This is a genomic window from Chryseobacterium sp. LJ668, assembly GCF_019613955.1.
In the GTDB taxonomy this organism is placed as follows: domain Bacteria; phylum Bacteroidota; class Bacteroidia; order Flavobacteriales; family Weeksellaceae; genus Chryseobacterium.
In genome coordinates, this window is record NZ_CP080443.1 from 277,248 (window position 1) to 291,568 (window position 14,321).

General features: G+C 34.9%; 16 protein-coding genes. 5 read left to right on the plus strand and 11 right to left on the minus strand.

Features of this window, described 5'->3' with window-relative positions; translation table 11 throughout:
• Nucleotides 1-162: 162 nt before the first annotated feature.
• The 11 genes from K0U91_RS01330 to K0U91_RS01380 all read right to left on the minus strand — a co-directional run bounded on the left by K0U91_RS01330 (nucleotide 163) and on the right by K0U91_RS01380 (nucleotide 9,905).
• A complete protein-coding gene (locus K0U91_RS01330) occupies nucleotides 163-465 on the minus strand; it encodes a helix-turn-helix domain-containing protein (RefSeq protein ID WP_259429444.1) in 303 nt (100 codons plus the stop codon).
• Nucleotides 466-615: 150 nt separating this feature from the next.
• Nucleotides 616-1,767 (minus strand): site-specific integrase, encoded by a 1,152-nt coding sequence (locus K0U91_RS01335; protein ID WP_220180128.1) that lies wholly within the window; start codon nucleotides 1,765-1,767, stop codon nucleotides 616-618.
• Between the two features lie 107 nt (nucleotides 1,768-1,874).
• A complete protein-coding gene (locus tag K0U91_RS01340) occupies nucleotides 1,875-2,459 on the minus strand; it encodes a helix-turn-helix domain-containing protein (RefSeq protein WP_220180129.1) in 585 nt (194 codons plus the stop codon).
• Nucleotides 2,460-2,708: 249 nt separating this feature from the next.
• Nucleotides 2,709-4,094, minus strand: a complete 1,386-nt coding sequence (gene mnmE, locus K0U91_RS01345) for a tRNA uridine-5-carboxymethylaminomethyl(34) synthesis GTPase MnmE (protein WP_220180130.1) — start codon at nucleotides 4,092-4,094, stop codon at nucleotides 2,709-2,711.
• A gap of 244 nt (nucleotides 4,095-4,338) precedes the next feature.
• Entirely contained in the window at nucleotides 4,339-6,108 is a 1,770-nt protein-coding gene (locus K0U91_RS01350; RefSeq protein WP_220180131.1) for an aminopeptidase P family protein, read from the minus strand.
• A gap of 78 nt (nucleotides 6,109-6,186) precedes the next feature.
• Nucleotides 6,187-6,831, minus strand: coding sequence for a MarR family winged helix-turn-helix transcriptional regulator (locus K0U91_RS01355; RefSeq protein WP_220180132.1), 645 nt, complete (start codon nucleotides 6,829-6,831; stop codon nucleotides 6,187-6,189).
• 10 nt (nucleotides 6,832-6,841) lie between these two features.
• Complete coding sequence (locus tag K0U91_RS01360; protein WP_220180133.1) at nucleotides 6,842-7,540, minus strand: SDR family NAD(P)-dependent oxidoreductase; 699 nt, start codon at nucleotides 7,538-7,540, stop codon at nucleotides 6,842-6,844.
• A complete protein-coding gene (locus tag K0U91_RS01365) occupies nucleotides 7,537-7,803 on the minus strand; it encodes a TIGR03643 family protein (protein WP_219970999.1) in 267 nt (88 codons plus the stop codon). The genes K0U91_RS01360 and K0U91_RS01365 overlap by 4 nt, the downstream gene beginning before the upstream one ends.
• Before the next feature lie 11 nt (nucleotides 7,804-7,814).
• Nucleotides 7,815-7,952: a DUF2256 domain-containing protein gene (locus tag K0U91_RS01370; RefSeq protein WP_219971227.1), complete on the minus strand. Its 138-nt coding sequence runs from the start codon at nucleotides 7,950-7,952 to the stop codon at nucleotides 7,815-7,817.
• A complete protein-coding gene (locus K0U91_RS01375; protein ID WP_220180134.1) occupies nucleotides 7,909-9,267 on the minus strand; it encodes an ABC1 kinase family protein in 1,359 nt (452 codons plus the stop codon). The genes K0U91_RS01370 and K0U91_RS01375 overlap by 44 nt, the downstream gene beginning before the upstream one ends.
• A 14-nt stretch (nucleotides 9,268-9,281) precedes the next feature.
• Nucleotides 9,282-9,905, minus strand: a complete 624-nt coding sequence (locus K0U91_RS01380) for a TetR/AcrR family transcriptional regulator (protein ID WP_220180135.1) — start codon at nucleotides 9,903-9,905, stop codon at nucleotides 9,282-9,284.
• Between the two features lie 144 nt (nucleotides 9,906-10,049).
• Here K0U91_RS01380 and K0U91_RS01385 point away from each other — a divergent pair, with 144 nt between their 5' ends.
• From K0U91_RS01385 to K0U91_RS01405, 5 genes are all read left to right on the plus strand, one after another.
• Nucleotides 10,050-10,487 (plus strand): DUF6526 family protein, encoded by a 438-nt coding sequence (locus tag K0U91_RS01385; protein ID WP_220180136.1) that lies wholly within the window; start codon nucleotides 10,050-10,052, stop codon nucleotides 10,485-10,487.
• Nucleotides 10,488-10,687: 200 nt separating this feature from the next.
• Nucleotides 10,688-11,791, plus strand: a complete 1,104-nt coding sequence (locus tag K0U91_RS01390) for a DNA topoisomerase IB (RefSeq protein ID WP_220180137.1) — start codon at nucleotides 10,688-10,690, stop codon at nucleotides 11,789-11,791.
• 153 nt (nucleotides 11,792-11,944) lie between these two features.
• Complete coding sequence (gene pruA, locus K0U91_RS01395; protein ID WP_220180138.1) at nucleotides 11,945-13,570, plus strand: L-glutamate gamma-semialdehyde dehydrogenase; 1,626 nt, start codon at nucleotides 11,945-11,947, stop codon at nucleotides 13,568-13,570.
• A 176-nt stretch (nucleotides 13,571-13,746) separates the two neighbouring features.
• Nucleotides 13,747-13,959 carry a cytochrome C551 gene (locus tag K0U91_RS01400; RefSeq protein ID WP_220180139.1) on the plus strand — a complete coding sequence of 71 codons (213 nt, stop codon included), beginning with the start codon at nucleotides 13,747-13,749 and terminating at the stop codon, nucleotides 13,957-13,959.
• A gap of 87 nt (nucleotides 13,960-14,046) precedes the next feature.
• Entirely contained in the window at nucleotides 14,047-14,310 is a 264-nt protein-coding gene (locus tag K0U91_RS01405; RefSeq protein ID WP_219971012.1) for a hypothetical protein, read from the plus strand.
• Nucleotides 14,311-14,321: the final 11 nt, after the last annotated feature.

Consider the following 14,321-nt stretch of genomic DNA (forward strand, 5'->3'; position numbering starts at 1 on the left):
GTTTTATTCAGCGACATTCATGCTACTCTGATTTAAGCTTCCCATCAACATATTTTTAACACATTTGTCCATCTAATGTGTAATGTATTAATTCGTTTCTCGTTAACTTTGATTTTAAAACTAAACCGATAATTTTTTAAAGGTTTCTTTCCGATGCTTCTGCTATTTTTTTTTGTTCATAGCACTGACTATCTTAGTTGCATCAGCATTAATATCATTCAATGTTTTTTTTCTCCCTTCTTTAATCCAATCGAATAATTCTTGCCTGGAAAAATAAAGACGATTCCCTTGTTTGTAGAAAGGAACTTCTCGTTTGCATATTTTTGTATATAATGTTGCCAAGGAGAAATTCAATAATTCCGATGCATTTTTAGCATTCATGAAATCATTCTCAGAAACTTCCATTTGAGATCCCTTAGACAAAAGATCTTCTATCTTATCTAGCCTTTCATCAATTTTTTTCATAAAATATGGTAATTGATCAAACGTGTAATTTTTCATATTTTTTTTCAATAGTATTTATAATCTCGGATTTTAACCTAAAACTGGTTAGACGAGGACAGAGTTGACACTCATTGACCTATCCTGTTTCTGCTCCTTTTAATATTAAATAATTTATGATTCTCGAAATTGAATGGAATTAATACTTTCTCCGATGTTGAAAACACTAAGTTTGATTTTTTCTGAAGCTTCTTTTTTAAGGCTATCCACCACTTTTGCATATATTTCTGTTGTCTGAATATTTTTATGGCCCAATAGTTTTGAAACAGTATATATTGATGTTCCTGCTGACAGTTGTAGCGTAGCAAATGTATGTCGAAAACCGTGAAATGTGAAATGTTTTTCTACACCAGCATTAGAAAGCCATTTTTTTAGTTCTTTTACTACATGATCATACTTTAAACCCTCGAAGACTCTTGAATTAGGATCACCAGGTGGGCCTAATAACTGAACGGTTTGATCCGAAACAGGATAATACTCCGCACTATCAGTCTTTTGCTGACTATACAAAATGTAATAATTCCCCTCACAACCTTGGATTTCCTTCCATAGAAGTGTTTGAACATCAGAATATCGAAATCCTGTCATTGCTGAAAATAGACCAGCTTTTTTAATAATTATTGAATCACAATGCGCAGAAGCCATATTTTGTAGCTCATGCATAAATAAAAATTCACGATGTGTATCTTCTGGCGTTATGCTATCAACAATTCTTCCCAGATCTACGGGCAGATATCTCTTTTTATATGCTTCTTTTAGAGTACTTTTAAACTTAGCAAAATAACTGACAGCAGTATTGGTTTTTATCTTTCTTTGGGCACGCCCTATTCCGGGTGAAGAAAGTAGAAAATCCGCATATTCTTCGCAAAATGTTTCATTCAAGTGGGTAAATGGAAATACTTCACCAGCAAATTCTTTAAAATAATTAACTGACATACGCCAATTAGCATTACCGTCTCTCTTAAGAGCTTCTTCTTCAAAAAAATCAATAAAGTTGGATTTCAGTTTTGAATCAGAAAGAAAATCAAATCTCCTATTCTGTACGTCCAACTGACGTTTTGCTCTTATATATTCACCTAAGCTTAAAGTCTCTTTATTATGATCTTTTTCTAAAATATTTTTAGGACGTGTGTAAACAGCAATTTTTAGATAATACTTTCTCTGCAGCTTACCGGTAGCAGGGTTTGGAATGGGTGGATATATGTCTAAATACAAACTATGTCTTCCCCCACTTATTGCTTTTTTTCTTAATGTGACTTTCGACATAAGACTAAATTTGGAATTAAAATAGAAATTTGATACAATTTTTGTTCAGGATTTACCATTGTTGGAATACAATGGCACTACCTGCTACTTCAAATATTTTGTTTCCGTTAATATCGTATGTCAAATCGCTTAAGTATAGGATCAATTGTTTGTTTTTTAATATAAACATACTTGCCTTCCTTATATTTAGCGATATTATTTTTGCTGACAATATTTCGTAATGTTACCTCAGCAAGACTATATTTAGCTAAAATCTGGCCCACTGTATAGCAATCTTTAAGCGGTGGTCGTTTATCTTGGTTTGGTAAAGGTTGTTGTGTATTGACTTCTCTAATGGGGTTTAAGAACATCCCATCAAGATCTTTTTTGAGAACTCTTGTTTTTCTAGTTGACAAATTGATAGCATTGAGCCTACCTAATTTTATCATATTGTGCACTGTTCTGCGGTCACATTTCAACAATGTAGCAACATCATTGACAGTTAGATACTCAAAAGTTTTTACGTGTATTTGAGGTCTTTCTCTTATTATTTTGGTTTTAGCATCGCTTTCCTCAATTTTTTGTTTTTTGATTCTTGCTTTATATGCTCTTTTAGCACAGTTGTCACTGCAATGCTTGGTAACTGTAGTTTTTGCAATAAATTCATGCCCACAATGCTGGCATATTCTGGTAATCTTAATGTTTGAACTCATAATATTAATTTTATAGTCGATTAAGACACATTAAGGTACATTAAGATACAATTAGGTACGTTAAGATACATTAAGCGAAGTAATCTCCCCTTGTTTAAAAAAAATTAATTATTATGAATATGAGGGACAAATAAGGGACAAATTTTACAAATACAGATCAAAACCAAATTAATTGAAAAGAAATTAATTTCAATTAACCAGCTCAAAATCAGATAGTTTATTTGTTTTAGTTTGTTTGAATTTGTGCGCTTATTTGCCGATACAAAATTTAGAAAAAATATTCCCAAGCACTTCGTCATTCGTTACTTCACCGGAAATTTCACCAAGATATTCCAATGCATTTCTTAGTTCGTATGCCAATAATTCTGTTGAAATCTGTGATAAAATGGCTTCTTTTACCTTACTTACGGCATCTGAAGAATTTTTTAATGCTTCGAAATGACGCTGATTGGTGATAACCACATTACTTTCCTCAGATTGCAGCTGCTCAACATAGGAAGATAATTCATCTTTTAAATCCTGCATATTCTGGTTCTCAACGGCCGAAATGGTTATAAAATCAAAATCACTCAATATTTCTTTCCTGAAAATGCTTTCTACAGATTCATATTGATGGGGTAAAACTTCATCAATTTTTGTGGCACAAATGATGAGCTTCAGATCATCTCGTATCAAAGATTTTATCATCAGAATGTCATCAGAAAAATCTTCGGTTGCTGCATCTGCTAAATAAACAAGTATATTGGCATTTTCTACTTTTTCTCTGGCTTTTTTAACGCCGATTGCCTCAATTTCATCAATTGTGTCGCGCAGTCCCGCTGTATCAATCAATCGGAATGCATGTCCCTTGATATGAAGAATTTCTTCAATCGTATCTCTTGTTGTACCGGCAATATTACTTACAATCGCTCTTTCCTCTTTCAATAAAGCATTCAGTAAAGTAGATTTTCCTGCATTTGGCTTCCCGATGATAGCGACCGCAGTTCCGTTTTTAATAGCATTTCCGTACTGGAAACTGTCAATTAGGGAGTTTAATTTGGTTTCAATTTTGTCAAGCAGCAGATTTAAAGCAGATCTGTCCGCAAATTCTACGTCTTCTTCTGCGAAATCCAATTCCAGCTCAATCAACGAGACAAAATTTAACAAATCAGTTCTCAAAAATGAAATTTCATTGGTAATTCCGCCTTTCAACTGATTCAAGGCAACTTTTCTGGATGCTTCATTATCAGAAGCAATTAGATCTGCAATCGATTCTGCCTGACTCAAATCGATTCTGCCATTCATAAAAGCACGCATGGTAAATTCACCTGCTTTTGCCATTCTTGCTCCATTTTTAATCAAAACTTCAAGTATCTTTTTAGCAATATGTGGTGAGCCGTGAAAAGAAATTTCCACAGAATCTTCTGCTGTAAAAGTTTTCGGAGCTTTAAAAACAGAAATCATCACCTCATCAATCACCTCATCTTCATCTTTTATAAATCCGTAATGAACGGTATGAGACTGGACTTTTTCCAAATTTTTACCATCAAAAATTTTAGCAGCTACAGGAATTGCATCATCGCCCGAAATCCTGATAATTCCGATGGCACCAATTCCGTTTGCAGTTGCCAATGCGCAGATTGTGTCGTGATTCATTTTGCAAAGATAGCGGTTTTAGGGTAAATTCTAGGAGAGTGGAAACTGCTTTCTGGTATTTGATTTTTATTCTTTAGGCGCGGCGGCTTCGCCGCCGCGCCTAAAGAATAACTAAAATATTACTATTATAATTTAGAAAGATTGAGAATAACATAAGTTAGATTAGCATAATACAAATTATCCTAATTAAAAAAAACCTACATCAAAGGATATAGGCTTCTTTATCATATATATATATATCCTTTTACAAAGGCTGCACCAGTTCCAAAAACCAGTCTTTAACTTCACCTTCCAAATGCGGAGCAATTTTTTCTTCACAAGTTCTGTGATAATCATTCAGCCATTGAATTTCCTCAACTGACAAAATCTCTTTAACAATTGTATCTTTAAAGAACGGACAGAATGTCAATGTTTCAAACTCGTAAAAAGTTCCTGAACCTGTAGTTTCAAATTCTTTTACTGCGATAAGATTCTCATGACGAATTCCGTACTCTCCCTCTACATAAAAACCCGGTTCGTTTGAACAAACCATTCCTACAAGCAGTTCCTGAGGATTGAGATCTTTTCTGATATTCTGCGGACCTTCATGTACATTCATAAAGCTTCCTACACCATGACCCGTACCGTGTTGATAATCTTTACCATTCATCCATAATGGAAGTCTTGCAATAGTATCTAATTGAACTCCTTTTGTTCCCTTTGGAAATTTCACCATTGATAAACGGATCATGCCCTGCAGAACTAAAGTAGAATTTATTTTAAACTCTTCAGAAACCGCTCCTAAAGCTAAAGTCCTGGTAATATCCGTTGTTCCTTCAAGATATTGTCCTCCAGAATCGACCAAAATGCTTGCATCATTCGTCACTTCATTACTTCCTTCAGATTTTGCAGAATAGTGAATCACTGCACCATTCTTTTTATAACCTATGATGCTTCCAAAACTTTCTCCGACAAAATTTTCTCCTTCAGCACGGAAGCTTTTCAGTTTTTGACCGATAGAATATTCATTCATAGAATGTTTTCCTGCATTTTGGGTAAGCCAATAAAGAAATTTTACCATTGCAACGCCATCTCTCACCATTACTTTTCTGAAACCTTCCAATTCCGTTTCATTTTTCTGAGCTTTCATCAAATTTCCCGGAATTGCAGCTTTTACAAACTGATTTCCAATTTTCAAAGCTTCAAAAATAGACTGATTGCTATTCGGAGAAATTAAAACTTTTTCGTTTCTTATGCTGCTAAGATGTCTGTAAAACTCTTCATAGGGCATCATTTTTATCCAAGAGTCGGTCATTTGCTTTCTTGCGTCAACATTCATCTTATCAAGGTCAGTAAACAAAAATGCGTCATTTTTTGTAATAATGATATATCCTAAAAAAACCGGATTGCTTTCCACGTCACTACCTCTCAAATTCAATGTCCATGCAACATCATCAAGACTTGAAATGATATGAACGGTTACTTCCTGCTCCTCCATTTTCTGGCGAATGGCTGCAAGTTTATCATTAACAGATTTTCCAGCTCTTTCAACCGGATGAACATAAATTGGATTATTAGACACCTCTCCCCTTTCCTTCCAAACTTCCTTAAGCAAAGGGCAATCCACTAATGTTATATTCTTTGAATGTAATTTTTCAAAAAGCATTTCCCAGTTTGCATGAGAAGTCGCCAAGGCATTTACACCTACTTTTCCGCCGGCAGGAATTTCAGAAATCATCCAGTCGATATAATTCGGAGTTCCTTCCATACCATCTTTAAAAAGATCAATTCCCGAACCCTCCAGTTCTGTAGGAGCTTGTGTAAAATATCTTCCGTCAGTCCAAAGTCCTGCCTTATCTTTTGTAACTACCACAAAACCGGCAGATCCTGTAAAACCCGACAACCAAGCTCTTTCTTGCCATTCTGATGGTAAATATTCGCTCATGTGCGGATCGGCAGAGTATATGATAAATGCATCAATATTATTTTTTTGCATCTCCTCACGAAGTGCAGCTACTTTTTCCTTTGAAGTCATTATATAATTTTTAATACGTGAAGGTAAGAATTTTTATAAAAAACCGCGGTATTGATTCCGCTGAATTATGTAAGAAATCTAAATCAGTGCATTGATTTCTTTAATATCTGCGTTTTTATGATCGTGATAAACCGTAAAATGAAAATCGTTTAATTTTTTTAAAATTTCTAATAGATTTTGCTTTTCTTGATTGGACAACTTTGCTGAAAGAACTCTTGAAGTGAAAGTAACATCCTGTACAGATTTACTGAAAACATCTCTTCCTAAAACAGTTACCTTCAAGCGTTTTGATCTTTTGTCATCGGTATCCTGAAATTCGTCGATAAGACCATTTTTAATCAATCTCTTTATAATTTCGAGACCTGTCTGTTTTTCATGGGCATTTTTTTCCACCAATTGCATTTTAGTGAGAGAATCATAGTCCATCAAACGATAAAGATAAGTAAACTCTTCATTGGCAAGCATGGGAAAATCATTCAGTCCGCGGCGAACCATCTGCTTTGAAAATCTACCAAGAAGAATAATTTGCTTGCAAATTTCGTTTTCAAGATCAAAAACCTTGTGCTGATGTTTAAGAAATAAATTTGTCGGATTTTCTTTCTGGTACGCCTTCTCATTCATCCAGACCCGGAAATCGTCGATAGACTGTCCATTTTTATAGTGCGTAGACTGCTCAAACTCCTGAACTTCTGCGACCAGTTTGATGAAAAAATTAGTATCCATGTTTGCGAATTTACAATTTCAGAGAGCTCATTCCACCATCAATCCCAATAATCTGACCGGTCATCCAGCTGCTGCCGGGAGATAAGAGAAATCCCACTATTTCTGCCATTTCTTTTGGGTCTCCTATTCTTTTGAGAGGGTGTCTTTCTGCTGCAGAAGTTTTTTTAGTTTCGGTAGAAAGAAGACCCTGCGCCAATGACGTATCTGTAAGCGAGGGAGCAATCGCATTACATCGTATATTCTGAGAAGAATATTCTGCTGCAAAGCTTTTTACCAAACCTTCAACAGCTGATTTGGCTGCTGCTACAGAAGCGTGAAAGGGCATCCCTATTTTCGCAGCAACTGTACTGAACAAAACGATACTCGAATCGTGTGATTTTTTAAGATTGGGAAGTAAAAACTGGATCGTTTTGATTGCTCCCAAAACATTAATTTCAAAGTCATTTTTAAAATCGTCTAATGTCAGACGATTAAAGGGTTTTAGATTAATGCTTCCCGGAAAATAGACCAGACCATGAATCTCTTCAGGAAATTCAATGCTTGAAAAATCGTCTTTTAAAGTATCAAATTCATAATGCTTTGTGTTTTCGTTATGACTGAAGTCAAATTTTGACCGTGAAAGTGATGTGATATTGTATTTACCGGAAAGCAGCTTCAGCGTTTCGTTGCCAATGCCTTTCCCGGTTCCTACTAAAACTATATTTTTCATCTTTTTGATATTTTATTATTACTGATAGTCCGTTGTCTGCTGCACCGGAATCTACCTTCCAGAAAATTTCTTTTTACTAAATGTTTTGTAGTTCTTCCTTGCACTCTTTTTCGCCACATTCTGAAACTTGAAGATTTCATCTCAGCTCTCATCAATTCAATTACTTCCTTTTCAGATAATCCAAATTGCCAAAATATTGCTTCAAAGGGAGTTCTGTCTTCCCAAGCCATTTCTATGATTCTGTCAGTCGGGTTTTCAGTCATTTTGTTGATCTCTACATTAAACTTTTACTTCTTCTGCACTTCTCACTGCAGTATTTTACATCATCCCAGTTCTTCTCCCATTTTTTTCGCCATGAGAAAGGAAGCTTACAAACCTGACAGATCTTGTGTGGCAGATCTGATTTCGATATCTTTTTTGAAGTTTTCAAAATTTTTAATTTTTACATTTTTTGCCTTCAGATCGTGCATCATATTGTACAACCCGAAAAATGTACGATTCATATAAATAAAATGCCTGGAACCCCTGTTGGTATTCATCGTTCTTATTTCGCTGACCTTTGCATATCGCTGACCTAAATCTGCAATTTCCTGGAAAAAACTTTCGTCAGAAAAATCAAATTCAACTGCATTAAAAGGTCTGGTAAAGAGCTCAAGCATCTCAAAAAATAATTTTGTAAAAAAAACTTTTTCTTCTGGTGAATCATCATTCGTAAGAATTTCTAATTCGTATAATTTTTTCTCGAAAAAGTCTGGATTGCGGAGGTTTTTCTGATCGGCTAACTCGAAATAAGGAATGTAAAAATCTTCAGGTATTTCTTTGATACAACCAAAATCAATGACTAACAGCTCATTCTCATCAGAAACAAGAAAATTCCCGGGATGCGGATCGGCATGGAGTTTTCTGAGGATATGAAGCTGATACATATAAAAATCCCACAAAGTCTGCCCCAATAAATCAAGTGTTTGCTGACTGTTGTTTTTTGCTGAAAATTCTGAAAAATGCAACCCATTCATCCAATCCATAGAAAGTATTTTCTCGCTGGATAATTCAGGATAATAATTCGGAAACTTTAAGTTGGGGAGATGCTCACAAGATTTTGAAAATATTTGGCTGCGTTTAAGTTCCAAAATATAATCTGTTTCTTCGAAAAGTTTTTCTTCAACCTCCTCAAAATATTTTTCTGAACCTTCTTTTTTGATATTAAACATTCTCATGGCAATAGGTTTCACCATTTTCAGATCTGTCGAAATGCTTTCTCTCACTCCGGGATACTGAATTTTGACGGCAAGTTCTTTCCCGTCTTTTTTAGCTTTATGCACCTGTCCTATGCTTGCCGCATTGACAGATTCTACTGAAAAATCATCAAAAATTTCTTCAGGATTTTTACCAAAATATTTTCTGAACGTCTTCTTTACCAACGCTCCAGACAAAGGCGGAACTGAGAACTGTGACAGGGAGAATTTTTCAACGTATGCAGCAGGAAGCATGTTTTTTTCCATGCTCAGCATCTGTGCTACCTTCAAGGCAGAACCTTTCAATTCTTTTAAACTGTCATAGATATCTTCAGCATTATTTTTATTTAAGGTTTCTTTAGCTTCAGCTTCATCTTTGGTTATTTTATCACCATAATATTTCAGGTAATTCATCCCTACTTTAGCTCCGGCTTTCAGAAGATTACCCGCCCGTTCTACTTTCCCTGTGGGGATTTTATCTAGTGTCTTCATTATTTAAATTTAAATTAAGAAGTCTGGAATTTTTCTTTCCATAAAAATTTACTCAGGTCAAAAACTTTGTCGATCAAAGGATTTTCTATAATTTCAAAACCTGTATCTATGGATTTTTCTATATACAGATCGGTTTTTTCAAAAGCTGCAGACTGATCCTGAACCCAGAAATCAAGGATCGATAAAAAATGTTTCCATAAAACTTCTTCTCTTGATTTTTCACCTATATTTTTCAGACGTGGTGACGCTTTTTCCAAAATCTTCCACTCTTCGAAACGAATATTTCTTACAAATTCTATATGTTTATTCTTCAGGGCATTGAGATTTCTGAACTTTGATTTCGGATCCGTTTTCAAAAGTGTGATCACAAGTGATCTGTTCATGTTAAAGTTTTCAAATAAAATATAATAGAAATTCAGCAGTTTTTCTTTTGCTGTAAAATATTCAAAGCCTTCGATCTGGTAGCTCAGTTCTAAAGATTTATTGAAAAAATAAACCATATATTCTTTCTCTAACGTTTCAAATCCAGAAAAAAACTGATAGAATTCAGATTCAGAATATCCATTATCTTTTGCAAAAACATATACATTGATTGGTCTTTTTCCGTTGGTAAGGACATAATCTAAGTACTTGTCCATAATGCTTTCTTTATTTAGTTCTTGATGTTCCATTTCTTTTTTAAGGCTAATTTAGTAAAACATTTTACCTTTAAATAAAAATTAATAAAGTTTTTGACTATATACATTATATAATTTTGGAAAGATTATTGCTATAAATTAGGAATGAAAACGCAGAATTACCAAAATCACAGGAAGTTTTACCCCCCGCATCATTTTATTTATCTTCCGTTGCTTCTGGTTTTAGAAGGATATGGAATTTATAAAATTTATAATGACTCAGTACATCAACTAACATGGATTTTATTTTCTGTCATTATTTTTTTGCTTTTATACCTGGCAATTATGCTGAGACAAAATTATGCACTTGGTTTGCAAAACCGTCTCGTAAGGCTAGAATTTAAACAGCGATACTTTGAAATTTTTAGTAAAAGATCAGACGAAGTATGTGAGAAACTTAATTTCGGACAGATTGCAGCACTTAGATTTGCTTATGATGATGAGTTTAAAGAACTTTTATACAAAGCACTGAATGAAAATATTTCAGGGGATGAGATTAAAAAGTCAATTAAAAATTGGCGTCCGGATCATCAAAGAATTTAATAATCACTAAAAATATACTATTATGAAAAAATTGTCTCTATACAGCATGAGTATTTTTACCATACTGTTATTAACGAGTTGTGAAGCAGTAGAAACAATCTTCAAAGCCGGTATGTGGTGGGGAATAATTGTTGTTGTTGGCATCGTAGCCTTACTATTATGGCTTTTTTCTAGGGGTAAGAACTCTTAACCAAATATTTATGGATCAATCAGACCAGGAGATTATTTCTCACCTAAAGCCGTCGAAGATTGTTAAGATTATGAAGGATCCGGTAGCTTCTGCAAAGGCAGTAAATCTCATTTACACTTCCGATGCAGAGACAGCCGGTATTATACGCAGAAAAAGAGGTAAAAAATATCTGTATTTCAAAGACGGGGAAAAAATCAAAAACAAAGAAGAAATTAAACGGATCAACAGTCTGGTTATTCCTCCGGCATGGGAAAACGTCTGGATCTGTGCCTTGGATAATGGTCATCTTCAGGCGACAGGCTATGACGCATTACAAAGAAAACAATATCGATATCACCCGCTTTGGAGTGCATTAAGAAATCATACCAAATTTTATAGAATGCTTAAATTTGGCTATTCCTTGCCACAAATTCGTCTTCAGCTGGAGAAAGATTTAGCTTTAAAAAATTTCGAAAAAAGAAAAATAATGGCATTGATCGTCAGTCTGATGCAGCGTACTAATATCAGAATCGGAAACAGCGTTTACGAAAAATTATATGGTTCTTTTGGTCTAACTACTTTGAAAGGAAAACACGTAAAAGTAGAAGGACAAAAAATTAATTTCACATTTAAAGGCAAAAAAGGAGTAATGCATGATGTTGATCTTAACAGTAAAAGATTGGCAAAATTAATTACGAAATGCAAAGAAATTCCAGGGAAAGAACTATTCCAGTTTTATGATGATGAGGGAAACCGGCATGCTGTAGATTCTGGAATGGTCAATGAATATATCAAAGAATTAAGTGGTGAAGACTTTACCGCAAAAGATTTCAGAACATGGTCAGGAACAGTCAATGCGTTGATTGCTTTTAAGGAAATCGGTTATGCCGAAAACAGTACCCAATATAAGAAAAAAGTAAAAGAAGCCTTGGAAATTGTGGCTTCACATCTTGGCAATACAAGTACTGTCTGCCGAAAATATTATGTTCATCCTTTAGTGATCAATTTATACGAAAATAACTCTATCAAAAAATATCTTGATGCACTTGAAGTCATTGAGGAAAACGATGGAAAAGCAGGACTTACGCATGAGGAGAAACTGGTTTTAAAAATTCTGGAAAACGAGAAAATGTGAGACGGTGAAGTGTGAATGTCCAATTCGCTGCACACATCAATTGATTAATTCTCGTATATTCATTATTCACTTGCAAGCAGAATTCAAATTCTTTACATAAATTTTAAAAGTTGTAAATTTGTAAAAAGCAAAAATCAAACAATACAACATACTATGTCAAAAGCAATTTCGCAAGTACCATTTGCAGTAAACGAACCGGTAAATTCTTACGAGCCTGGTTCTCCGGAAGTAAAATCTCTGATCGCTCAATACAAAAAAATGTGGGCACAGAAGATAGAAATTCCAATGGTTATCAATGGTAAAGAAGTAAAAACTGACGATAAAGTTCAGCTTCAGTCTCCTCAGGATCATGCTCACGATTTCGGGTTTTATCACAGAGGTACGATGCAGCATGTAGATGATGCCATCAACGCTGCTTTAGCTGCCAAAAAAAAATGGAACGACTTGGGCTGGGAACACCGCGCAGCCATTTTCTTAAAAGCTGCTGATCTTTTGGCAGGACCTTACAGAGATGTTATCAACGCTGCAACCATGATCGGACAGTCTAAAAATGTTCATCAGGCAGAAATTGATGCAGCTTGTGAATTCATTGATTTCTTAAGATTCAACGTAGAATTCATGACAGAAATGTATTCTGAGCAGCCGGTTTCTGACACAGGAATCTGGAATCGTGTGGAATACAGACCATTAGAAGGATTTGTTTTTGCAGTAACTCCATTCAACTTTACAGCGATTTCAGGAAATTTGCCGGCTTGTATGGCAATGCTTGGAAATGTTGTGGTTTGGAAGCCTTCAGACAAGCAAATCTACTCTGCAAAAGTAATCATGGATGTTCTAACTGAGGCTGGTCTTCCTGCTGGTGTAATCAATATGATTTTCACAGACGGAAAAGAAACTGCCGAGAAAGTTCTGGCGCACAGAGATTTTGCCGGACTTCATTTTACAGGCTCTACAAAGGTTTTCCAGGGAATGTGGAAAATGATTGGTGACAATATTCACAACTACAGAACATATCCAAGAATCGTTGGAGAAACCGGTGGAAAAGATTTCGTTATTGCTCATCCTTCTGCAAATGTTGAAGCGGTAGCCACAGGTTTGGTAAGAGGTTCTTTCGAATATCAGGGTCAGAAATGTTCTGCTGCGTCAAGAGCATATATTCCAAGATCACTTTGGGAAGATGTGAAAAAAGTAATGGAAACTCAGATCAATTCAATTAAAATGGGTTCACCTGAGGATCCTTCTAACTTTGTCAATGCTGTAATCGATAAAAATTCGTTCGAAAAATGCAAAGGTTACATTGAAAGAGCTGAGGCATCAAGCAATGCTAATGTAATTATAGGTGGCAAATGTGACGATTCTAAAGGTTGGTTTGTAAGTCCTACTGTAATTGAAACTACAGATCCTCAATACGAAAGTATGGTGGAAGAAATCTTCGGACCTATTTTGTCTGTTTATGTCTATGAAGATCAGGACTGGACAGAAACTCTTAAAATCGTAGATTCTTCGTCACCTTACTCATTAACGGGTTCTGTGTTTTCACAAGACAGATATGCAACTGATGAAGCTTTCAAAGCTTTAGAAAACGCATCGGGAAACTTCTACATTAATGATAAACCAACAGGTGCAGTTGTAGGGCAACAGCCTTTCGGTGGTGGCAGAGCTTCAGGAACAAACGACAAAGCAGGTTCTAAAATGAATCTTTTGAGATGGACTTCTGTGAGAAGTATCAAAGAAACTTTTGTTTCTCCAAAAGACTATAAATATCCATATTTGGGATAATTAGCAATAATCGTTATTGTTTATTTTTAAAATACAGCCCTGAATTTTTTTTTCAGGGTTTTTTTTGTTTAAAATTTAACAGAAAATTAATATCTATCACCTTTTATTCGTTATAAAACAAAACTTTTCGGAATAATTATTGAATGCTTATCACCGACACCATAAAAAATTATATTATGAAAAAGTTATTGTTATTAACCTTAGGAATTGGATTTATTGCAGCAAGCTGCGGTACTAAAGAAAAACAGATGTCGTCCAGTAACACAGATTCTACAGCGACAGATACGGCGATGCCGGCTGCACCACCTGTAGCTGACACGATGACAACGACAACCGTACCGATGGACTCTATGAAAGTAGATTCTGCAGCGTCACCTGCTACCAGATAAAAATCTGATCTAAAAATGGCAAAATCCGCAGATGAAAGTTCTGCGGATTTTTTTTATATTTGAAAATATAATATTAAAAAATATACTATGAAAAAATTGTGGATAGGAGCTATTCTAAGCGTTTTATTTTTAGGAAATTGCGCTCAGAAAAAAGAAAATAGAGAAGAATTTAAAGAAGAGCATAATAAAGATGCGATGCGAAATGATCTTGGAGATTCTGCAGTAGCAAATTCTGAACAAAATCCTGTAAAGTCAGATGCTGAAAATCTGGCAAAAGATACTCTTGTGAAGCCCACAGATTATGAAAGCAAAGAATCACGTCCGAATACTAAAGTAGGAGGTTCGAGATAAAATACTTCCAC